The 22179-nt window shown below is 68.6% G+C and carries 19 protein-coding genes and 1 pseudogene; 4 read left to right on the top strand and 16 right to left on the bottom strand.

Annotated elements, in window-relative coordinates:
- Positions 1-122 precede the first annotated feature (122 nt).
- The 9 genes and pseudogenes from FOB47_RS16120 to FOB47_RS16080 all read right to left on the bottom strand — a co-directional run bounded on the left by FOB47_RS16120 (position 123) and on the right by FOB47_RS16080 (position 10812).
- Positions 123-1100, bottom strand: a complete 978-nt coding sequence (locus FOB47_RS16120; RefSeq protein ID WP_174782455.1) for a MaoC/PaaZ C-terminal domain-containing protein — start codon at positions 1098-1100, stop codon at positions 123-125.
- A gap of 2 nt (positions 1101-1102) precedes the next feature.
- Complete coding sequence (locus FOB47_RS16115; RefSeq protein WP_390884872.1) at positions 1103-3283, bottom strand: D-(-)-3-hydroxybutyrate oligomer hydrolase; 2181 nt, start codon at positions 3281-3283, stop codon at positions 1103-1105.
- 41 nt (positions 3284-3324) lie between these two features.
- The gene (locus FOB47_RS16110; protein WP_174781527.1) at positions 3325-4872 is read right to left on the bottom strand and encodes an acyl-CoA synthetase; all 1548 of its coding nucleotides are present in this window, start codon (positions 4870-4872) and stop codon (positions 3325-3327) included.
- Positions 4873-4921: 49 nt separating this feature from the next.
- The gene (locus FOB47_RS16105; RefSeq protein WP_174781526.1) at positions 4922-5992 is read right to left on the bottom strand and encodes a branched-chain amino acid ABC transporter permease; all 1071 of its coding nucleotides are present in this window, start codon (positions 5990-5992) and stop codon (positions 4922-4924) included.
- Between the two features lie 62 nt (positions 5993-6054).
- Complete coding sequence (locus tag FOB47_RS16100) at positions 6055-7125, bottom strand: branched-chain amino acid ABC transporter permease (protein WP_390884871.1); 1071 nt, start codon at positions 7123-7125, stop codon at positions 6055-6057.
- Positions 7126-7154: 29 nt separating this feature from the next.
- Entirely contained in the window at positions 7155-7919 is a 765-nt protein-coding gene (locus tag FOB47_RS16095) for an ABC transporter ATP-binding protein (protein WP_053821623.1), read from the bottom strand.
- A pseudogene (locus FOB47_RS16090) lies at positions 7912-8732 on the bottom strand (ABC transporter ATP-binding protein). Before FOB47_RS16090 ends, FOB47_RS16095 begins: the two are co-directional and overlap by 8 nt.
- A 185-nt stretch (positions 8733-8917) precedes the next feature.
- Entirely contained in the window at positions 8918-10117 is a 1200-nt protein-coding gene (locus FOB47_RS16085) for a substrate-binding domain-containing protein (RefSeq protein ID WP_174781525.1), read from the bottom strand.
- 92 nt (positions 10118-10209) lie between these two features.
- On the bottom strand, positions 10210-10812 hold the full coding sequence (locus FOB47_RS16080; RefSeq protein ID WP_053821620.1) for a TetR/AcrR family transcriptional regulator: 603 nt from the start codon (positions 10810-10812) through the stop codon (positions 10210-10212).
- Positions 10813-11201: 389 nt separating this feature from the next.
- Here FOB47_RS16080 and FOB47_RS16075 point away from each other — a divergent pair, with 389 nt between their 5' ends.
- On the top strand, positions 11202-12038 hold the full coding sequence (locus FOB47_RS16075; protein ID WP_244959438.1) for an alpha/beta fold hydrolase: 837 nt from the start codon (positions 11202-11204) through the stop codon (positions 12036-12038).
- On the opposite strand, the gene crcB is transcribed toward FOB47_RS16075, so the two are convergent.
- The 7 genes from crcB to FOB47_RS16040 all read right to left on the bottom strand — a co-directional run bounded on the left by crcB (position 12020) and on the right by FOB47_RS16040 (position 18804).
- A complete protein-coding gene (gene crcB / locus FOB47_RS16070) occupies positions 12020-12400 on the bottom strand; it encodes a fluoride efflux transporter CrcB (protein WP_053821619.1) in 381 nt (126 codons plus the stop codon). The genes FOB47_RS16075 and crcB overlap by 19 nt on opposite strands.
- A complete protein-coding gene (gene moaE, locus FOB47_RS16065) occupies positions 12397-12909 on the bottom strand; it encodes a molybdopterin synthase catalytic subunit MoaE (protein WP_151023476.1) in 513 nt (170 codons plus the stop codon). Before moaE ends, crcB begins: the two co-directional genes overlap by 4 nt.
- A gap of 1 nt (position 12910) precedes the next feature.
- Positions 12911-13168 carry a molybdopterin converting factor subunit 1 gene (gene moaD, locus FOB47_RS16060; protein WP_053821618.1) on the bottom strand — a complete coding sequence of 86 codons (258 nt, stop codon included), beginning with the start codon at positions 13166-13168 and terminating at the stop codon, positions 12911-12913.
- Positions 13169-13210: 42 nt separating this feature from the next.
- Entirely contained in the window at positions 13211-14458 is a 1248-nt protein-coding gene (locus FOB47_RS16055; RefSeq protein WP_053821617.1) for a molybdopterin molybdotransferase MoeA, read from the bottom strand.
- 206 nt (positions 14459-14664) lie between these two features.
- A complete protein-coding gene (gene thrC / locus FOB47_RS16050; protein WP_174781523.1) occupies positions 14665-16110 on the bottom strand; it encodes a threonine synthase in 1446 nt (481 codons plus the stop codon).
- A gap of 66 nt (positions 16111-16176) precedes the next feature.
- Positions 16177-17487, bottom strand: a complete 1311-nt coding sequence (locus FOB47_RS16045; RefSeq protein ID WP_053821615.1) for a homoserine dehydrogenase — start codon at positions 17485-17487, stop codon at positions 16177-16179.
- An 84-nt stretch (positions 17488-17571) separates the two neighbouring features.
- Positions 17572-18804 carry a pyridoxal phosphate-dependent aminotransferase gene (locus tag FOB47_RS16040; protein WP_174781522.1) on the bottom strand — a complete coding sequence of 411 codons (1233 nt, stop codon included), beginning with the start codon at positions 18802-18804 and terminating at the stop codon, positions 17572-17574.
- 362 nt (positions 18805-19166) lie between these two features.
- Between FOB47_RS16040 and FOB47_RS16035 the strand changes: the two genes are divergently transcribed.
- From FOB47_RS16035 to FOB47_RS16025, 3 genes are all read left to right on the top strand, one after another.
- Entirely contained in the window at positions 19167-19556 is a 390-nt protein-coding gene (locus FOB47_RS16035; protein WP_174781521.1) for an Mth938-like domain-containing protein, read from the top strand.
- Positions 19557-19750: 194 nt separating this feature from the next.
- Positions 19751-20212 (top strand): peroxiredoxin, encoded by a 462-nt coding sequence (locus FOB47_RS16030; RefSeq protein WP_053821613.1) that lies wholly within the window; start codon positions 19751-19753, stop codon positions 20210-20212.
- Positions 20213-20458: 246 nt separating this feature from the next.
- On the top strand, positions 20459-22162 hold the full coding sequence (locus FOB47_RS16025; protein WP_053821612.1) for a PhoH family protein: 1704 nt from the start codon (positions 20459-20461) through the stop codon (positions 22160-22162).
- Positions 22163-22179 lie beyond the last annotated feature (17 nt).

The raw sequence follows: 22179 nt of genomic DNA, 5'->3' as shown, positions 1-22179 counted from the left end.
AGCACCGCGTCGTCGGCCGGCAGGACACCGGATGTCACTGCCGAAGATAGGGCTTTGCCGTGACATTTCAAGACGAAACGATGCGTATTTGATGTGGCGCAAGCAGCGCGCCATCGGACGGATCAGGAAGGAACCGCGGTCTGGCGGCCCTGCGCGAGGCCGCCGGCATCGCCGGCAAGCTTGCGCTCCAGGTTGCGGACCAGCACCAGCGCCTCGCCCTGCAGCACCGGCCGGCCGTCCTCGCCGGTGATGTCGGTGGCCAGGTTGACCAACTCCTTGTCGGCGCGCAGCCGCACGATCCGTACCGAGGCCCGCAGCGGCTCGCCCAGCCGGGCGGCCGCGCGCAGCCGCAGCGACTGCTTCATCCAGCCGGTGCCGCGCCCCGGCAGGCGGGTGCCGAGCAGGTCGGAGAACATGCCGGCCAGCAGCGGCAGCGGCACCAGCGGGCCGTCGAAACCGCGGCGCCGGGCCAGCGCCGCGTCGGCATACAGCGGATTGGCGTCCCCGCTCAGCGCCACGTACTCGTCGAGATCGGCCCGCTCGAAGGCGCGCACCGCGTCGGCCTGCTGCCCCGGCCTCAGGTGGTACAGCGCCGCATCGCCTGCCGCCGCGGCGCCCGCGCCGCCTGCACCGGACACGAGCGGCCCGGCCAGCGCGGCCGCGTCGGGATCGAGCAGCAGCTCGGCGTCGCCGCTGGCGGTGACCGGCGCCTCCCCCGCCGGCAACGCGCGGCCGCCGCGCTGCACGCAACGGATCGCGGTGCGCAGCCCGATCCGTCCGGCCGCCCCCTCCCCCGGCACCAGCTCCGCCACCACGCCGTCGCCGACGTAGGTCGGCTGCGGGAACATCAGCGTCTGCGCCAGCGGCAGCACCGGCCCGGCGCGGCCGCGCTGCATCTGCGCGCACAGCAACGAGAACAGCAGCATGCCGTGCGCGACGGTGGCGCCGAAATGCGTGCCGCGCGCAAACGCCGGGTCGCAGTGGATCGGATTGTCGTCGCGCGACAGCCTCGCGAAGCGATCGAAGTCCTGCTGCGTCAGCACGCGCGGCGCGGACGGTACGGAAGACCCGGAAGGCTGGGAAGGCTGCGGGATGGCCATCGTCACTGCGGCACCTCGACGATGCCCCCGACGACCTCGATGCGGTCGCCGGCGGCAGGGTTGGCGGCAAAGCCGGGAACATTGGACGGCTGGATTGCCGGCGCGGGCGAGTTCGGCGTACCGCCGCGCGGCACCGTACGCACCACCTGCGACGGCGGCAGCGGCGTGCCGTTGCGCAGATGGTCGTACATCGCGTCGAGCGCGCGGTTCAGGTACAGATGCAGCGGCACATAGCGATTGCCATAGCCGGGCACCAGCGCATTGAAGGCGTCGAAGTGCTGGGCGTTGGTCACCTCGACATACGACAGCCGGCTCGCCGCGCCCTCGCGCTGCCGGTTCAGGCCCAGATACGGGCGCGACGTGTGGTTGACCGGCAGCAGCGCATCGTCGCGGCCATGCACGATCAGCGCCGGCTTGCCGCGCAGATTGCCGTTGCGCAGCGTCAGCCGCTGGCCGACCTGCAGCGCAAGGGCCTGCGGCGAATTGCCTGTCACCAGATCGCGCAGGCAGCGCGCGCCCGCGGTGTTGGCGTCGTCCACCGGCGAGCCCGGCGAGCGCGACAGCAGATCGCGGCGCGGACCGCGCGGGTCCAGGTCGTTGATCAGCTGCACGCCGGACGACGGCGGCACGCCGTTGCCGGTCGCGAACATGTTGGCCATCTGCGCCTGCGTCACCGGCGCGGGCTCGAACGCGGCGTTGATGCCGCTGAAGCTGTAGCCGCACAGCCGGTCGGTCACGCTGGCGCGCGACAGCGCATTGGCATAGGTCACCGACACCGCGCTGGCGACTTCAAAGAAGCCCAGCGAGGCGTGCAGCACAGCGGACTCCGGCTCCCAGCCATAGTCGCGCAGCGCCTGCTGCGCGCTGGCGGCCTGCTCGGCCAGCGTCGCGCCCTTGACGATGCCGGGGCTGGCCAGCGCGGCGCAGCGGTTGGCCGGGACGGCGCCCAGCGTCGCGTAGAAGCCGACCGCCGGCGCCTGCGCGTTGGCCGGGTCCTGCGCCGCGCACAGCTGCAGCAGGTTGGCCATCGTCGTGTAGTCGTACAGCGTGCGACCGTTGACGGCCACCGGCGTGCCGCCGCGCCGCACGGTGATGCCGGCATCCTGCGGCATGTTCAGGTTCGGCTCGCTGACCGCGACGCCGTCGATCAGGCCCTGCACGTCGGCCTCGGCCGCGGCGACCGCAGCGCCGCCGCCATTGGACAGGCTCGAGGCGATCACCAGCAGCTTGTCCTTGCCGATGGTGCGGCGGCGCTGGCCGTCGCGCATCTCGCCATGGCGGTCGTTGATCGCCCAGAGGCCGAATTCGATCGCCTGCAGCGTGAACAGGCCCCAGTCCTTCTCGGGATTGCGCTGCGAATGCGCGTGCTTGAAGGCGAGCCGATGCGGCGCCGCGGCGATGAAGGCGGCGCGCGCGTTGTCGTCGATCGGCGCGGCGAAATGCGCCTCGCGGCCGGCGGCGGCGCGGCTGGTGCGGGTGCCGTCGATCAGCGCGACGGTGTCGTTGGCGAGATCGTGCGCCGCGGCGCCGGTGCCCTTGTCGGTATAGGCCACCGCGCAGCCGCGCTTCAGCCCCCATTCGCCGGTCGAGATGCCGCCGTAGATGCCGCGCGAGCCGGACGAGGTCGCGGTGATCAGGCACGGCCGCGCGGGATCGAAGCTGGCCGGGATCTGCACCATCATCGTGACGTTCTGCCGGCCGCTGCCGTCGTCGGCGTAGGCCAGATACTCGACGCCGGCGATCTTGCCCTGGCCGCCGGTGACATTGCCCTGCGCATCGACGTTGGGCCCGTACAGCGTGCCGTAGCCGCCCGCCGCGCTGACGTCGACCAGCGCCTGGTAGTTGCTCCAGATCGCATAGCGGCGCAGCTCGGTGCGGGTCGGCGCGTTGGGATCGGCCGGCAGCGGCGCGGTGCCGGCCAGTCCGTCCTTGCCGAGACCGGCGGTCAGCAGATCGTCGGCGTTGCCGTCGTAGTCGTGCACCGTCAGCGAGCCGATATAGGCGGGACGCTGGTTGACCGGAGCGCCATGGTCGTCGTCATCGTCGGAGCCGCAGCCAGACAGCGCCATGCAGGCCAGCGCAATCAGCAACGGGACCAGCGGCGTCCGCCCTGCCGATCCCGCCCTTGCCCTGGGCCGGCCGCGCCGTTGCCCTGCCGCTTCGCGTCGGTGTGTCTGCTGCATCGTGGTCTCCTTGCATGGCAACGCCGCATGCGAGCGCCGCATCAATGCTGCCGGTATTGCATGCGCAGCTTGTGTTTCTCGATCTTTCCCGATGGCGTGCGCGGCAAGGCGTCGACTACGCGCACGTGGCGCGGCACCTTGTAGCCGGCCAGCCGCTGCCGGCAATGCGCGATCACGTCCTGCGGATCGAGCGCGGCGCCGGGCCGAAGCACCAGCAGCGCCATGCCGACCTCGCCCCAGCGCTCGTCGGGCACGCCGATCACCGCGGCCTCGCCGACCTGCGGCAACGCGAACAGCGCCTGCTCGACCTCGGCCGGATAGACGTTCTCGCCGCCGGAAATGAACATGTCCTTGGCGCGATCGACGATGTAGTAGTCGCCGTCGTCATCGACATAGGCGATATCGCCCGAATGCAGCCAGCCGTCGCGCAGCGCGGCCGCGGTGGCTTCGGGCAGATTCCAGTAGCCCGGCGTCACGCCCGGCCCCTTGATCAGCAGCTCGCCGCGCTCGCCGGGCGCGACATCGTTGCCCAGCGGATCGACCACGCGCGTCAGCATCGAGCCGACCGGCTTGCCGATGGTGCCCGGCTTGCGGCGCGCGGTGTCCTCGTCGGCGACGAACACCGTCGGGCCGGTCTCGGTCATGCCGAAGCCGAAGCAGATCGTCACGCCCTTGGCCTGGTATGCGTGCAGCAGCGGCAGCGGCACCGGCGAGCCGCCGGCCGCGCAGCTGCGCAGCCGCGACAGGTCGGCCCGCTCGAAGTCCGGATGCTGGGCGAGAAACTGGTAGATCGACGGCACCGCGAAGAACATCGTGATGCCCGCGCCCGAGCGCGCATCGAGCCGCGCCAGCGTCGCGCCCGCATCGAACTGGCGCGCGACGTGCACGGTGCCGCCGGCATGCAGCACCGGATTCGCGTACAGATTCAGGCCGCCGGTATGGAAGAACGGCAGCACCGCCAGCATCACGTCGTCGCGCGTGATGCGGTTGGCGATCGTCGCGTTGACGGCGTTGAAGAACACCATGCCGTAGGTCTGGATCACGCCCTTGGGCCGGCCGGTGGTGCCCGAGGTGTACAGCAAATGCCAGACCTCGTGTTCGTCGCGGCAAGGCATCTCGACGATGCGCCCCGACGCGGCGGCCAACACCGCCTCGTATTCGGTCCAGCCCGCCGGCACGTCGGCCGCCTCGTCGTCGGCCAGATGCAGCACCGCGCGCAGCGCGCGCCCGCGTGCCAGTTCGGCGGCGACATCGAGAAAGCCATCACCCGCCACCAGCACCTCGGGCGTGCAGTCGTCGAGGATCGGCGCGAGTTCGGCCGGCGCCAGCCGCCAGTTCAGGCAGACCATCACCATGCCGGCCTTGGCGCAGCCGTACAGCATCTCGAGATAGTCGGAACTGTTGTGCGCCAGCACGGCGATGCGGCTGCCCGGGGCCAGCGCCAGCGTGTCGGTCAGGTATTCGGCGAAGCGGCTGGCGCGTTCGTCGAACTGGCGGTAGCTGACCTGCCGGCCGCTGTCGACATCGACCAATGCGATCTTGTCGGGGCGGTGCCGTGCGTGCTTGTGCAGCCAGTCGACTACGTACATGGGCGCCCCGCCTCGCGTTGAACTTCGATGGTGAGCTCGGTCATGGTCGTCACCGCGCGGCGCGCAGGCGTCCGACGATGCCCTGCGGGAAATAATAGACGCTGAGCACGAACAGCAAACCCAGCCACAGCAGCCAGCGATCCGGATGCAGCAGCGACGACAGCAGCGGCAGCGCCGCGGTGGCCTCGCTGGCGAGCGCCATCACGTCCTGCAGATAGGTCTGCGCCAGCAGGAACAGCACGGTGCCGATCACCGCGCCATACATCGTGCCCATGCCGCCGATCACGACGATCAGCAGGATGTCGACCATGATCTCGAACGACAGCGAGGTATCCGGGCCGTTGTATCGCAGCCAGATCGCCATCAGCACGCCGGCCAGCGTCGCGAAGGCCGCCGACAGCACCGTCGACACCGTGCGGTAGACCACGGTGCGGTAGCCGATCGCCTCGGCGCGGAAGTCGTTCTCGCGGATGGCCTGCAGTACGCGCCCGAACGGCGAATTGACCACGCGCAGCAGCATCAGGAACAGCACGGCGGCGCCGGCCAGCACCAGGTAGTACGAAAACAGCTTGCCATTGAGCGGCACGCCCAGCCATTCGATCGCCTCGCCGTCGGCGTCCTCCAGCGCGAAGCCGGGCGTCAGCATCGCCGGCACCTTGAACGACAGGCCGTCCTCGCCGCCGGTCCAGTCGGACAGCTGCGACACCAGCGTGGCGAAGGCGGTCGCCACCGCCAGCGTGATCATCGCGAAGAAGATCGCGCGTACGCGCAGCGAGAACAGCCCGATCAGCAGCGCCAGCAGCATCGAGACCGCCAGCGCGCCGGCGACGCCTGCCAGCAACGCACCCCAGCCAGGCTCGAAGCGCGTCATCGCGATCGCGACGCCATAACCGCCGATGCCGAAGAACATCGTGTGCGCGAACGAGACGATGCCGGTGTAGCCGAGCAGCAGGTCGTAGCTCGCCACCAGCACCACGAAGATGCAGATCTTGGCGGCCATGTTCAACGCGCGCGCCCCGGGGATCAGGAACGGCGTGCAGAGCAGCGCCAGCAGCAGCAGGAGCAGCAGCACCGTCAGTGCACGGCTGCGCGGGGTATCGCCGGAGAGCAGTCGGATCATGATGCGGTCGGTGTCTCGATAGCGGGGCAACGGTGGCGATGCAAGGATGCGGCGGCGCGGCTTCAGCGGCGGGCCACCGGATACAGTCCCTGCGGCCGCCACAGCAGGATCAGCACCATCAGCAGGATGTTGGAGAACAGCGCCACCTTGGGAAACAGGAAGCCGGTGTAGTTGGCCATCAGCCCGACCAGCAGCGCGCCGACGAAGCAGCCCGCGGTGGAACCCAGCCCGCCGATGATGATCACGATGAAGATCAGCACATTGACCTGCGCGCCGATCGCCGCGGTGATGTTCTGCTGATAGAGCCCCCACAGCACGCCGCCCATGCCCGCCAGCCCCGCGCCGACCGCGAACACGCCGACGAACAGCCGGCGCACGCGATAGCCGAGCGCCTCGACCATCTCGCGGTTCTCGACGCCGGCGCGGATCAGCAGGCCGATGCGCGTGCGGTTCAGCACCAGCAGCATCGCGATGAAGACGGCCAGCCCCAGCACCACCGCGATCAGCCGGTATTTCTCGATTGCGGCATCGCCCAGCAGCACCGCGCCGCGAAAGCTCGCCGGCAGCGTCAGCGCGATGGTCTCGGGTCCCCAGATCGCCTTGATCAGCTGTTCGGCGACGATCATGCCGCCCATCGTGATCAGGATCTGCTTCAGATGCTGGCCATAGACCGGACGCACCACCACGCGCTCGAAGGCCAGGCCCAGCGCGCCGGCCACCGCCATCGCGGCGAAGATCGCCAGCGCGAACACCGCGAGGTTCAGCGCCAGGCTGTCGGCCTCGACCCAGGGCGCCAGCGGCAGCAGCACCGAGGCCGCGATATAGGCGCCCAGCGCGATGAAGGCGCCGTGGCCGAAGTTCAGCACGTCCATCAGGCCGAACACCAGCGTCAGGCCCGACGACACCACGAAGATGATCATGCCCATCGCCAGGCCGGCGATCGTCAGCGTCAGCCAGGTCGAGCCGCTGCCGATCAGCGGGTACGCCAGCAGCATCAGCAGCGGCGCCAGCGCCAGCGGCAGCCAGTCGAGCCGGGCCGCCGGCAGATGGGTGGCATTGGCCGCCGGCGTGGCGTCGGCACTGACCGAGGTCACGGGGGCGGCGGGTTTGGATGCGGTGCTGCCAGCGGTCATGGTCGGGTTTCCTCGCACAGGGGCCGGCATCATTGATGCGCGGCCAGCGACAGCCCCAGCAGGCGCTGCTGCAGGCCCTCGTCGGCCGCCAGTTCGGCCATGGTGCCGGCGTGCACGACGCGGCCGTCGTCCATCACCGCCACCGTGTCGCCGACCGCGCGCGCCAGCTGGAAGTTCTGCTCGACCAGCAGCATCGACACCTCGGTCTGCTTCAGTTCGCGAAACACCGCGATCATGTTCTGGATGATGGCCGGGGCCAGCCCCTTGGTCGGTTCGTCGACGATCAGCAGCCGGCGCGGCTCGACGATGGCGCGCGCGACCGACAGCATCTGCTTCTGGCCGCCGGACAGCACGCCGGCGCGCTGATGCCAGAACACCTTCAGCGCCGGGAACATGCGCAGCACCCAGTCGAGCCGCCGCGGATCGGCCGGGCCCTGGCGCGCGGCCAGCCGCAGGTTCTCGGCCACCGTCAGGTCGGAGAACACCCCCATGTTCTCGGGCACGTAACCGATGCCGGCCTGCGCGATCGCCGGCGTGTCGAGCGCGGTGATGTCGCTGCCGTCGAATTCGATCCGCCCCGCGCTGGCGCGCCACAGGCCCATCACCGTGCGCAGCGTGGTGGTCTTGCCGGCGCCGTTGCGCCCGAGCAGCATCGTCACGCCGCCGCGCGGCACCTCGAGCGTGACGCCGTGCAGGATGTGATACGGACCGATATGCGTGTGCACGTCGCGAAGGCGCAGCAGCGGCCGAGCGGCAGCTTGCGGCGCGGACGGCAAGGTGGTGTGCTCAGGCATCGCCGTCCTCCCCGTCGGCCGGCAGGCCCAGATAGGCCTGCTGCACGATCGGCGAGGCGATCACCTCGGCCGGATCGCCATCGGCCATCAGGCTGCCGTTGTGCAGCACGACGATGCGATCGGCCAGCGAGCGCACCACGTCCATCTTGTGTTCGACCAGCAGCACGGTGTGCGCGCGGTCCTGCTTGATCTCGCGGATCAGGTCGAGGATCACCGGCACCTCGTCGACGCTCATGCCGGCGGTCGGCTCGTCGAACATGAAGACGCGCGGGCGCAGCGCCAGCAGGATCGCGACCTCCAGCTTGCGCGGTCGCCGTGCGGCAGCGCGGCCACGGTCAGGTCGCGCTTGGCCGCCAGCGCGACCCGCTCCAGGCAACGCTCGGCCTCGGCATTGACGCCGCGATGGCTGCTCCAGACGGTCAGCAGATCGAGCCCGATGCGGGCCCGTGCCTGCACCGCCAGCCGCACGTTCTCCAGCACCGACAGGTTCGGAAACAGGCTGGTCAGCTGGAAGGCGCGGCCGATGCCGCGGCGCGCCTTGCCCGATGCGCTCAGCCCGGTGATGTCGCGGCCATACAGCGCGATGCGGCCGCCGGTCGGGGCCAGCTGGCCCGAGATCAGGTTGAAGTAGGTGGTCTTGCCGGCGCCGTTCGGGCCGACGATGCAGGTCAGCTCGCCGGCGCGGAACGCGCACGACACCGCGTTGACGGCCACATGGCCGCCGAAGCGGATGGTCAGGTCGCGGGTTTCCAGCGCCGGCTGTCCGGGCGCCGCCGCGCCGGCGGGTCCGCGCCGCGCATCGCCGCCGGGCAGCGGCGCGGCGCTATCGGCGGCCGCGGTGCGCGCGGCCGCGCGGGCCGCGCCAGGGGTTGCAGGGGTGGCTTGCACCGGGCTCTCCACGGTTATTGCCGTCGTTGCCGTCGTTGCCGTCGTTGCCGCTTGTCGACGCGGATTCCGGCTCATTGCAGCTTGTTGGCGCTGGTTGCCGCTCGTCGCCCTTATTGCCGCTTGTTGCGGATCGGCACCTGCATCTCCTCGGGCTTGATCTCGCGGACCAGCTCGGGGACGCCCCAGGCGAAGGCGGGGTCGACCTTGATCTTGAAGTGGTACATCGACTGCATCGCCTGATGGTCCTCCTTGCGGAACGTCATCCGTCCCTTCGGCGTATCGAACGACATGCCTTCCATCGCGGCGATCAGCTTTTCGCTGCCGGTGGCGCCGCCGGTCTTCTTCAGCGCCTCGACCAGCGCGATGCCAGAGGCCATGCCGCCGGCGGTAAAGAAGTCGGGCGGCGTCTTGTACTTGTTGTAGTGATTGGCGACCAGCCACTGGTTGGCCGGATTCTTCGGGATGCCGAAGTAGTAGTAGGTCGCCCCTTCCATGCCCGGGAAGTTCTTGTAGCTGGCCATCGCCGGCAGGATGTTGCCGCCGGTGGCGATCTCGATGCCGTAGCGCTTCGGATCGAGGTCGGCGATCTTGAACGGATTGCCGGCGCCGGCCCAGATGATGAAGATCACCTTGCGGCCGGGCTTGTCCTTCAGCGCATCGAACAGCCGCTGGGCACCGGCGGTGAAATCGGTGGTGTTGGTCGGCAGGTATTCCTCGTGCACGACCTTCGCCTGCTTCAGCGCGTCCTTGAACGCCTTGACGCCGTCGCGGCCGAACGCATAGTCCTGCGCCAGCGTGGCGATCTGCACGCCGGGCTTGTCGAGCGCGACCGCGTTCGCGATCGCGTCCTGCGACGAATTGCGGCCGGTACGGAAGATATAGCGGTTCCACTTGTCGCCGGTGATCGAATCGGCGACGGCCGGCTCGACCAGCAGCACCTTGCGGTATTCCTCTGCCACGGGCAGCATCGCCAGCGCCGTGCCGGACGAGGTCGGTCCCACCGCGATATCGGCGCGGTCGTCGCTGTACGCCGCCGCCAGTTGCGCCTTGGCGACGTCGGGCTTGCCCTGCGTGTCCTTCTCGATCACCACCAGCTTGCGCCCGTTGACCGTCATGGTGCCGCCGGTCGCGTATTCGAGGCCCATCATCAGCCCGATCTGGGTCTGCTTGGCATAGGCCTCGAGCGCCCCGGTCTTGTCGTAGACGTGGGCGATGCGGATGTCCCTGGCGGCGGCGGCGCCGGTCAGCAGCGTGGCGGCGAGCGCGACGGCAAGCGCCGCGGTGCGGCGGGCAATGCGGTGGGGTTCCATCGTTTGTCTCCTCGGTCCTTCTTGTTTTGTCGTGGCCAGGTGGTACCGCCGATCGATGTCCTATGTCGCGCTGATGCGCTCTTCGTTGACCGTCATCGCGGCGCCAGCCCGTGCGTGATCAGGTCGAAGGCGGTGTCGACGACCTTCTCCATCGACGGCGGCCGCTTCCAGCGCGCATAGCGCATGCCGAGGAAATTGCTGATGCCGATCAGGCACCAGGCACGCACCTCGGCATCGCCGGGAACGATCTCGCCGAGCTCCTGCGCGCGCGTCAGTCGGCGGCTGTAGAGTTCGGCGAAGACCTGGAAGTACTGGCTGTAGATCGTCTCGTCGACCGAATACGAGTCGAGCACGATGCGGTACAGGTTCTTGTGGCGCGAGACGAAGGACAGGAAGGCCTTCAGGCCGAGGCGTTCGGCCTCGATCTGCGTGGTGGCCGGCGCCACATGCTTGCGCAGATGCGCGCGCACCAGCTCCAGCATGTGCTGGACCAGCGCGCGGAACACGTCCTCCTTGTCCTTGAAGTACAGGTAGAAGGTGCCCATCGCCACCTGGGCCTCCTGCGTGATCTCGGAGATCGACGCGGCGTAGTAGCCCTTCTCGCCGAATACTTTCTCGGCGGCCCGCAGCAGCGCCTCGCGGGTCTTCTGGCCGCGCGCGGTTTTCGGGATCACACAGGCTTCGGTCGGTGGCATCGGCGCCTTCGTTCGAGCTGGACTACGGTTGGCAAACGTGGCAGCAAGGCATGGCGCCGGGCAGCGTCGGCGCATGTTGCGGAATCGCGCATCAAGCCGTGAAACCTGATAAGTGATTCATGTTTCATGGTATAAAGCAGCGAATCGGAATGTCAATAGATGGCTGTCCCAAGGGCCCCGGCCGGCATGGCGGCGGCGCGCGGCTTGGCCGCACCCCGGGATGGGCCACGCCGCCACGGAGACACCGTTTGGACGCCGCCGATCGCACTGCCCCGCCCGGCTCAGCCGTGCCCTGCCCTGCCGGGTCGTCTCCCGCCGCCTCTGGTTTCAAGGAATACCGCCCCCACGCGGACCTGCCCGGCTGGCGCGAAGCCGGCACCGGCAGGCCCTTGCTGCTGCTGCACGGCTGGTCGGTGCCCGGCCTGGCCTTCGCCGGCCAGGCGGCGCTGGCGGCGCGGGGTTATCGCGTGATCGTGCCCGATCATGCAGGGCATGGGTTGTCGGTGCGGTGGCGCGCCGTGGCCGGCGGCACCATCGCCGGACTGGCGGACGGCGTCGCCGGCCTGATCGACGCGCTGGCTCTGCGCGATGCCATCGTGGTCGGCTGGTCGATGGGCGCGATGGTCGCCTGGGAGCTGGCGCGCGGTCGTCCCCGGCAATGGCTGGGGGCGCGCGTCGCGGCGATCGGCGCGATCGACATGACGCCCCGCCTGCTGACCGCGCCCGACTGGCCGCATGGACTGCACGGCCGTTACACCGCGGCGGAGGCAGAGCAGATGGCGGCGCAGGTTCGGCGCCACTGGCACGGCATGGTGCCGCTGGTCGGCGCCGGGCTGTGGGCCGATGGCGCCGAGCCGGCGGCGCATCAGGCGGCACGGGTGCGGGAATGGATGGTGGGCTGCGATGCCGGCATACTGGCCGAGCTGTGGCTCGACATGGCGCGGCAGGACTACCGGCCGATGCTGCGCGAGGCCGCCGTGCCGCTGTTCTGCCTGTATGGGGAACGAAGCCGGCTCTACGGGCCGCCGCTGGCGGCGGCCACCGCGGCGCTGCAGCCCGCGCTGCGATTCGCGACGATCCCCGCGGCGGGCCATAGTCCCCATCTGGAGCGGCCCCAGGCCTTCAATACCGCGTTATTGCAGATGATCGATGCGATGTCGGGCGCTGGATCGTCGACGGATCGTCGACGGTTCGGGGATGATCCGGATCAGGCCAACGCCCGATAGCTCCACAGCCCGAACAGCGTCAGCAGCAACGAGCCGCCCAGGTGCAGCAGCACGTGCAACGCCGCGGCGGCATAGTCGCCCGCCAGCAGGTTGGCGGTCAGCTCGCTGGAGAACGTCGAGAAGGTGGTCAGTCCGCCGAGAAAGCCGGTGATCACCAGCAGCCGCCAGGCCGGTGACAGTGAGGCATGGGCGTCGAAGAAGCCGACCGCCACGCCGATCAGGAACCCGCCGAGCAGATTGGCCGCCAGCGTGCCGTACGGCAACGCCGGGTTGGCGGCATTCCACAGCAGCGAGAATAGCCAGCGCAGCCAGGCGCCGATCGCCGCGCCGACGCCGACCGCGACGAAGCCGAGCCCGCTCAAGCCGGGGCTCCGGACCGGCCTTCTCCCTCGTCGGCATCGCCACTGGCATTGAGCGAGCGCACGCCCCAACGCGCCAGCGCGGCCTCGTCGGTGACGCGGGCATCGACCCAGCGCGCGCCGTCGGGCGTCGATTCCTTCTTCCAGAACGGCGCCTCGGACTTCAGATAGTCCATGATGAACTCGCAGGCGGCGAAGGCATTGCCGCGATGGGCCGACGCCACCGCCACCAGCACGATCTGGTCCTGCGGCTGCAGCGGGCCGACGCGATGGATGATGGTCACGCCTTCCAGTGCCCAGCGCTCGCGCGCCACCGCCTCGATCCGCTCCAGCGCTTTCTCGGTCATGCCCGGATAGTGCTCGAGCTCCATCGCCTGCACCGGGCTGCCGTCGTTGACGTCCCGCACCGTGCCGATGAAGCTCGCCACCGCGCCGACGCCGGGGCGCCCCGCGCGCAGCGCCGCCACCTCGGCGCCCAGGTCGAAATCCTCGCGTTGTACCCTGACGCTCATCTCAGCCTCCGGTCACCGGCGGGAAGAAGGCGACTTCGCTGCCGTCGGCCACCGCGGTATCGGCGCGCGCGACCGCATGGTTCACCGCCATGCGCAGCGCCCGGCCCTCGGCCAGCGCCTCCTGCCAGACGCCGCCGCGCTCGCGCAGCCACTGCCGCACCTGGCCCACCGTCGCGACAGTGTCCGGCAGCTCGACGCGCTCCTGGGCCACCCCCAGTTGCTCGCGTACGCTGGCGAAGAACCGCAATTCGATCTGCATCGCTACCTCTTCTCTCTACGGCTTCGGCTGGCCTCGCCTCGGCTAGGCCACCAGATTGGCAAACGGCAGGAACGACACGATGTCGCCGCGCCGGATCGGCTGGTTGGGCGGATTGTCGACCAGGCCGTCGCCCCAGACCGTCGAGGTCAGCACGCCCGAACTCTGGTTGGGGAACAGGTCCAGTCCGCCGCCCTCGTTGATCTTCACCCGCAGGAATTCGTTGCGGCGATCGAACTTGGTCAGGTCAAAGTCGGCCCGCATCGGAATGCGCCGCGGCGCCACGTCGGTGACGCCCTGCATGCGCAGCAGGAACGGACGCACGAACAGCAGGAAGGTGACGAAGCTCGACACCGGGTTGCCCGGCAGGCCGAGGAAGGCCGCGCTGTCGGCGACGCTGGCTGCATCGCCTGTACCGGTCGTGCCGCCGGCACCGCCGCGCGACACATGGCCGAACGCCAGCGGCTTGCCCGGCTTGATCGCGATCTGCCACAGGTCCAGCCGCCCTTCGGCCTGCACCGCCGGCTTGATATGGTCCTCCTCGCCGACCGACACGCCGCCCGAAGTCAGGATCAGGTCGTGACCCTGCGCCGCGCGCCGCAGCGTGTCGCGCGTGGCGTCGAGCGTGTCGGGCACGATGCCGAAATCGGTCACTTCGCAGCCGAGGTTTTCCAGCAGGCCGCGCAGCGTGAAGCGGTTCGAGTTGTAGATCGCGCCCGGCTTCAGCGGCTCGCCCGGCATCGCCAGTTCATCGCCGGTAAAGAACACCGCCACGCGCGGGCGCCGCACCACGTCGACCTGCGCCTGGCCGACCGAGGCCGCCAGGCCCAGCGCCTGCGGCGTCAGCCGCGCACCGGTGGGCAGGATCACCGCGCCTGCCATGATGTCCTCGCCGGCGCGGCGGATCCACTCGCCAGGACCGGGCGCGTGATTGACCACGACGAAGTCGCCGTCGGCCTGGCACTGCTCCTGCATCACCACCGCATCGGCGCCGGCCGGAATCAGCCCGCCGGTAAAGATGCGCGCCGCGGTGCCCGCTTCCAGCGGCACGCCGACATGGCCGGCCGGAATGCGCTGCGCAACGCGCAGCCGGGTGCCCGGCATCGGCACGTCCGCGCAGCGCAGCGCGTAGCCATCCATCGACGTGTTGTCGGCGGGCGGGACGTCGAGCGTGCTGGCGACCGGCCGGGCCAGCACGCGGCCATTGGCCTGCAGCGTATCGACGCGTTCGCTTTCGGTGATCGGCTGCGCGCCGGCCAGCAGCGCGTCGAGCGCCTGCGCCAGCGTCAGCATCGGGGGACGATTTTCCATGCGAGGTGCGTTGTCGTCGCGGCCCGCGCAGGCGGGAACGCAATGTCCGGACAGGCCCCGCCTGCGCGAGGCGGCGCTGGCGGCCGCGGCGCGAAGCCGGCGGCGGCAAGCGGCTGATTCGATTGTACTGGGGCGATTGTAATGACTCGGCGGCCGCCGCGCAGCGCGCACGGCGGCAGAACGCCGGATTACAGCCCGGTATGCCGGGCGATGTACGCCTTGACCTGCTCGACGTCGGCCGGCATCACCTCGAAACGCTGCGGCAGCGCCTCGATGCCCTCGAAGGCGGCCGGACGCTCGGGCTCGCGGCCCAGCGCCTCGCGGATCGTGTCGGCGAACTTGGCCGGCAGCGCGGTTTCCAGCACCACCATCGGCGTGCCCGCCGACAGATGTTCGCGCGCGACCTTGACGCCGTCGGCCGTGTGGGTATCGATGGTGATGCCATAGCGCGCCGACAGGTCGCGGATCGTCGCGATGCGGTCGTCATGCGTGCTGCGGCCCGAGACGAAACCGAACTGGCGGATGCGCTCGTAGTCCGGCGTGCCGGACAGGTCGAAGCCGCCCTTGGTATCGACATCGCGGAACAGCTGCGCCAGCTTGCCGGCATCCTGCCCCAGCAGATCGAAGATGAAGCGTTCGAAATTCGACGCCTTCGAGATATCCATGCTCGGGCTCGACGTGTGGTACGTCTCGGCCGCCTTGCGCACGCGATAGATGCCGGTGCGGAAGAACTCGTCGAGCACGTCGTTCTCGTTGGTCGCCACCACCAGCTTGTCGATCGGCAAACCCATCATGCGCGCGATGTGGCCGGCGCAGACATTGCCGAAGTTGCCCGACGGCACGCAGAACGAGACCTTCTGGCCGGGACCATCGGTTGCCAGCAGCCAGCCCTTGAAGTAGTAGACCACCTGCGCGACCACGCGCGCCCAGTTGATCGAATTGACGGTGCCGATCTTCTGGCGCGACTTGAATTCGAGGTCGTTGGACACCGCCTTGACGATGTCCTGACAGTCGTCGAACACGCCCTGCACCGCCAGGTTGAAGATGTTCGGGTCCTGCAGGCTGAACATCTGCGCGGTCTGGAACGCGCTCATCTTGTTGTGCGGGCTCAGCATGAACACACGGATGCCACGCTTGCCGCGCATCGCGTATTCGGCCGCGCTGCCGGTATCGCCCGAGGTCGCGCCCAGGATATTGAGCTCCTGCCCGGCGCGCGCCAGCGCGTACTCGAACAGGTTGCCCAGCAGCTGCATCGCCATGTCCTTGAACGCGAGCGTCGGTCCGTTGGACAGGCCGAGCAGGTACAGCGGTGCGCCAGCCTCGTCGCCGAGCTTGCGCAGCGGCGTGATGTCCGCGGTGTTGTCGCCGGCGCGCGCATTGCAGTAGACGTCGGCGGTATAGGTCTTGCGCGTCAGCGCGCGCAGGTCCTCGGCCGGAATGTCGTCGCAGAACCTGGCGAGGATTTCGTAGGCCAGATCGGCGTACGACAGCTTGCGCCACGACTCGAGCTCGTCTGCGCTGACCTGCGGATATTGCTGCGGCAGATACAGGCCGCCGTCCGGCGCCAGGCCGCCCAGCAGGATCTCGGAGAAGGTTTGCGGCACGTCATGGCCGCGGGTCGACTTGTAGTTCATCGTGATGGTGGCCTGCCGGGCCGTGCCTTGCCCGGTGCGGGCGGCGGCGCGGCCATCGGCGCGGCTTCAGTTCAGTTCTTCCATGCGCAGGCGGGTGACGCCCGAGAGCACCGTCGGCAGCGCCTCGATCCTGGCGATGGCGGCGTTGACCTGCTTCTCGCGCGCCAGGTGCGACAGCATGATGATATCGGTCTGCGGCTCGCCCTCGCGCGACTCCTTCTGCAGCATCGCGTCGATCGAGATGCCCGAATCGGCTAGGATGCGGGTGATGTCGGCCAGCACGCCGGTCTGGTCCGACACGCGCATGCGCAGATAGTAGCTGCTGGTGACTTCCTCGATCGGCAGCACCGGCACGCTGGACAGCTCGTCCGGCTGGAACGCCAGATGCGGCACGCGGTGCTCGGGGTCGGCGGTATGCAGGCGCGTCACGTCGACGAGGTCGGCGATCACCGCCGATGCGGTCGGCTCCGCGCCGGCGCCCTTGCCGTAGTACAGCGTGGCGCCGACCGCGTCGCCCTGCACCAGCACCGCGTTCATCGCACCCTCGACGTTGGCGATCAGCCGCGAGGCCGGCACCAGCGTCGGATGCACGCGCAGCTCGATGCCGTCCTCGCGGCGGCGCGTCAGGCCCAGCAGCTTGATGCGGTAGCCCAGTTCCTCGGCGTACTGGATGTCGATCGCGGACAGCCGCGTGATGCCCTCGACGTGGGTCTTGTCGAACTGCACCGGCATGCCGAACGCGATCGCGCTCATCAGCGTGATCTTGTGCGCGGCGTCGATGCCCTCGATGTCGAAGGTCGGATCGGCCTCGGCGTAGCCCAGCTGCTGAGCCTCCTTCAGCACGGTGTCGAAGTCCAGGCCCTTGTCGCGCATCTCGGACAGGATGAAGTTGGTGGTGCCGTTGATGATGCCGGCGATCCACTGGATGCGGTTCGCGCTCAGGCCCTCGCGCAGCGCCTTGATGATCGGAATGCCGCCGGCCACCGCGGCCTCGAACGCGACCATCACGCCCTTGCTGCGGGCGGCCTCGAAGATCTCGTTGCCATGCACCGCCAGCAGCGCCTTGTTGGCGGTCACCACATGCTTGCCGTTGGCGATCGCCTGCAGCACCAGCTCGCGCGCGATGCCGTAGCCGCCGATCAGTTCGACCACGATGTCGATGTCGGGATGGCTGACCACCTCGCGCGCATCGGCCACCACCTGGACTTGCCCACCGGTCAGCTCGCGCGCGCGCTCGGTGTTCAGGTCGGCCACCATCGTAATTTCGATACCGCGGCCCGCACGGCGGCGGATCTCCTCCTGGTTGCGCTTGAGCACGTCGAACGTGCCGCTACCGACGGTACCGATGCCGAGCAGGCCTACTTTGATGGGGTTCATGGTCAATCAGATTCCAGTTTGCAAATGGGTGAGCGCGACGGAGCGTGGGTTCGGAGCCGGCCGCAGCCGCAGCCAGTGAGTCGGTCAGGCCGTCGCGCCGTGTCGTTTTCGATAGGACTCGAGGAAGCGGCCGACGCGGCCGATCGCTTCGCGCAGATCCTCTTCGTGCGGCAGAAACACGATGCGGAAATGGTCCGGCCTGGCCCAGTTGAAGCCGGTGCCCTGCACCAGCAGCACCTTCGATTCCTGCAGCAGCTCGTAGATGAATTCCTGATCGTCCTGGATCGGATACATCGACAGGTCCAGCTTCGGGAACAGGTACAGCGCCGCCTTCGGCTTGACGCAGGTCACGCCGGGGATCTGCGTGATCAGCTCGTAGGCCAGGTCGCGCTGGCGGCGCAGGCGCCCGCCCTCGGCCACCAGGTCGTTGATGCTCTGGTAGCCGCCCAGCGCGGTCTGGATCGCCCACTGGCCCGGCACGTTGGCGCACAGGCGCATCGAGGACAGCATGTTCAGGCCCTCGATATAGTCGTGCGCCGGACGCTTGTCGCCCGACACCACCATCCAGCCGGCGCGGTAGCCGCACGAACGGTAGTTCTTCGACAGGCCGTTGAAGGTCACGGTCAGCACGTCGGTCGACAGCGCGGCGATCGACGTGTGCGTATGCCCGTCGTACAGCACCTTGTCGTAGATCTCGTCGGCGAAGATGATCAGCCCGTGCTGGCGCGCGATCCCGACGATCTCGCGCAGCAGCTCGTCCGAGTACAGCGCCCCGGTCGGGTTGTTCGGGTTGATCACGACGATGGCCTTGGTATTGGGCGTGATCTTCGCGCGGATGTCGTCCAGGTTCGGCATCCAGTCGTTGGCCTCGTCGCACAGGTAGTGCACCGGGGTGCCGCCCGACAGGCTGACCGCGGCGGTCCACAGCGGGTAGTCCGGCGTGGGCACCAGCACCTCGTCGCCATTGTTCAGCAGCGCGTTCATCGACATCACGATCAGCTCGGACGCGCCGTTGCCGACATAGATGTCGTCCAGGCCGACGCCGTGGATGTTCTTCTGCTGGGTGTAGTGCATGATCGCCTTGCGCGCGGCGAAGATGCCTTTCGAATCCGAGTAGCCCGCCGAGTTCGGCAGGTTGCGCATCATGTCCTGCTGGATCTCCTCCGGCGCATCGAAGCCGAATACGGCAAGGTTGCCGATATTGAGCTTGATGATCTTGTGCCCTTCTTCCTCCATCTGCTTGGCCTTCTCCAGCACCGGGCCGCGGATGTCGTAGCAGACGTTGTTCAGCTTGTTGGATTTCTGGATCGGTTTCACGGCGTGGTCGGGCAGGAGTCTGACGGAGACAAAGGGAGCAAGGGGCCGCCGGTTCGTGCGGCGGCGAACAGGGAATCTGCGTAAAACAGGGGATCGTCCGGAGCGCGCTTCGCTGCACTGCGGGGCGATGCGGAGGCAGCGCGGCCGGCAGGAAGGCAAAGGCTATAATTTAGCGGATTATGACAGACTTCGGGCAGGGATCTTGCGATGCAGCGTGGGGAAGCGCGACCGCCAGCACCCCGCTCCCGCCTGCCGGCCGGCGCTGCGCCGACAAGGCTCCGGACACGCTGCTGACCCGCTCCCTATTCGATTCCCTTCCCGATTCCCGCCACGATTCTCCCCGATTCCCGCAAGGTTCCCCCGTGAAACTCCATGCCGACCAGCCCAACGCCATGAACACCGTCACGGCGTATGGCCCGGGCTATATCGAGATCAACAAGGTGCGCTACACCACCTCCGTGCTGGTGATGCCCGAGGGCGAAGTCCGGCCCTGGCCGGTCCAGCGCTTCGAGGACCTGGCCGCGGACCAGTTCGAGGGGCTGCTCGACCACGCCCCCGAGGTGGTGCTGCTCGGCACCGGCGACCGGCTGCGCTTTCCGCATCCGCGGCTGATCGCCGCGCTGTCGCGCCGCCATATCGGCGTCGATGCGATGGACATGCCGGCCGCCTGCCGCACCTACAACATCCTGATGGCCGAAGGCCGCAAGGTGGCGGCGGTGCTGCTGCTCGAAGACGCGGCCGCCGGCGGCTGAAGACGCCGCCGCCGAGGGTCGGCCGATGTCTGCCCGACGCCACGCTTGAACTATGCCGACGCGCCCTCATTTGCCGTGAGCATGGCCATGCCCGCCTTCCCCGCCCCCCTCGACCGGCCTTTGCCCGAGCCGGCGCGGGGCCAGTTCCCGGCAAGCCGATTTCCCCAGCGCCGCTTCCTCCAGGAGCCATAAGAATGACAGTGAGTCTCAACCAGGCCGTTCCCGATTTCAGCGCACCGGCCACCGGCGGCACCTTCCGCCTCGCCGACTACCGCGGCAAGACGGTGGTGCTGTACTTCTATCCGAAGGACAACACCCCCGGCTGCACCAACGAGGCGATGGACTTCCGCGATCAGCACGAAGCCTTCGAGGCCGCCGGCGCGGTGGTGTTCGGCGTCTCGCGCGACAGCATGAAGTCGCACGAGAATTTCAAGGCCAAGCTGGAGCTGCCGTTCGAGCTGATCTCGGATGCCGACGAGGCGCTGTGCCAGCTGTTCGATGTCATCAAGATGAAAAAGCTCTATGGCAAGGAGGTGCGCGGCATCGAGCGCAGCACCTTCGTGATCGACGGCAAGGGCAAGCTGCGCCATGAGCTGCGCGGCATCAAGGTGCCCAGCCACGTCGACGAAGTGCTCGAACTGGTGCGCGCGATGTGACCTTCACCTGGGCAATTGCCAAACGGAAATCGTTCGGATACATTGCCCCGTAATGAGTTCAGATTCTGGTTGCCACGCTGCTTCTCCCCTCCGGCCCAGGCGCACGATGCCCAGGGCCGGTAGCGGAACTGCCGTGTCGTCCGCCCGCACAAGACAAGCCGCCTCGCCCGCTCAACGGGCCCGGCGGCTTTTTCGTCTGTGCGCGGCCCCGCCCCGTTTTCCCTCCCCCTGAAAGGAACGCCCAGCATGCCGCTGCCGACCATGCCCGCCAAGCCTGCACAACTGCTGGACCCGAGCGAGTTCGCTCCGGTTGCAAGGTTGACCAAGTCCGCGACGCAGGCCAAGAAGCCCGTTCCGGCCCTGGAACGCGTGGCCCTGCTTGAAAGCGGACCCAGCGAAGTCGCCGCGCCCGCGGTGCAGGCCCGTGCCGCCGGCACGCGCGCCCGCGCGAAAGACGTGCCGAGCGCCCCGGTATCGACGACGCCGGCCTCGCCGGTATCCCTGGTCAAACCGAGCACCGGCACCACCGGCCGCCGCCAGCGCAAGGACACCGGCCCCGCCAAGCTGTTCGTGCTCGACACCAATGTGCTGATGCACGATCCGACCTCGCTGTTCCGCTTCGAAGAGCACGACATCTATCTGCCAATGATGACGCTCGAGGAGCTGGACAACCACAAGAAGGGCATGAGCGAAGTCGCCCGCAACGCGCGCGCGGTCAGCCGCACGCTCGACGCGCTGGTGGCCGGCACCGACGGCGTGCTCGACGAAGGCTTGCCGCTGGCCAAGCTGGGCAACCGCGACGCGCAGGGGACGCTGTTCTTCCAGACGCGCCTGAACGATACCAAGCTGCCCGAAGGCCTGCCGGAGGGCAAGGCCGACAACCAGATCCTGGCCGTGGTCAGCGCGCTGCGGCAGCAGCATCCCGAACGCGACGTCGTGCTGGTGTCCAAGGACATCAACATGCGGATCAAGGCCCGGGCGCTGGGCCTTCCCGCCGAGGACTATTTCAACGACCAGGTCCTCGAGGACAAGGACCTGCTGTACTCCGGCGTGATGGTGCTGCCCAACGATTTCTGGACCCGGCACGGCAAGGGCGTCGAAAGCTGGCAGGACCCGAAGACCGGCGCGATGTTCTACCGGCTGACCGGCCCGCTGGTGCCCTCGTTCCTGGTCAACCAGTTCGTCTACCTCGAGCCGATGGACGGCAGCCTGCCGCTGTATGCGCAGGTCAAGGAAATCAACGGCAAGACCGCGCTGCTGCAGACGCTGAAGGACTACACGCACCACAAGAACAACGTCTGGAGCGTGACCGCGCGCAACCGCGAGCAAAACTTCGCGCTGAACCTGCTGATGAACCCCGACATCGACTTTGTCACGCTGCTCGGCCAGGCTGGTACCGGCAAGACGCTGCTGGCGCTGGCCGCGGGGCTCGAGCAGGTGCTGGACCAGAAGCTGTACAACGAGATCATCGTCACGCGGGCGACCGTGCCGGTCGGCGAGGACATCGGCTTCCTGCCGGGTACCGAGGAAGAGAAGATGCAGCCGTGGATGGGCGCGTTCGACGACAACCTCGAGGTGCTGCAGAAGAGCGACGACAGCGCCGGCGAATGGGGGCGCGCCGCCACGCAGGAACTGATCCGCTCGCGCATCAAGGTCAAGAGCATGAACTTCATGCGCGGCCGCACCTTCGTCAACAAGTTCGTCATCATCGACGAGGCGCAGAACCTGACGCCCAAGCAGATGAAGACGCTGGTCACGCGCGCGGGCCCCGGCACCAAGATCGTCTGCCTCGGCAACATCGCGCAGATCGACACGCCGTACCTGACCGAGGGCTCGTCGGGCCTGACCTTCGTGGTCGACCGCTTCAAGGGCTGGAGCCACAGCGGCCATATCACGCTGGCCCGCGGCGAGCGTTCGCGCCTGGCCGACCACGCGGCGGACGTGCTGTGAGCGGAGCGAGGCGAGCC

It is taken from the genome of Cupriavidus gilardii (genome assembly GCF_013347325.1).
Lineage (GTDB): Bacteria > Pseudomonadota > Gammaproteobacteria > Burkholderiales > Burkholderiaceae > Cupriavidus > Cupriavidus gilardii.
This window is presented reverse-complemented; position numbering and strand designations above follow the sequence as displayed.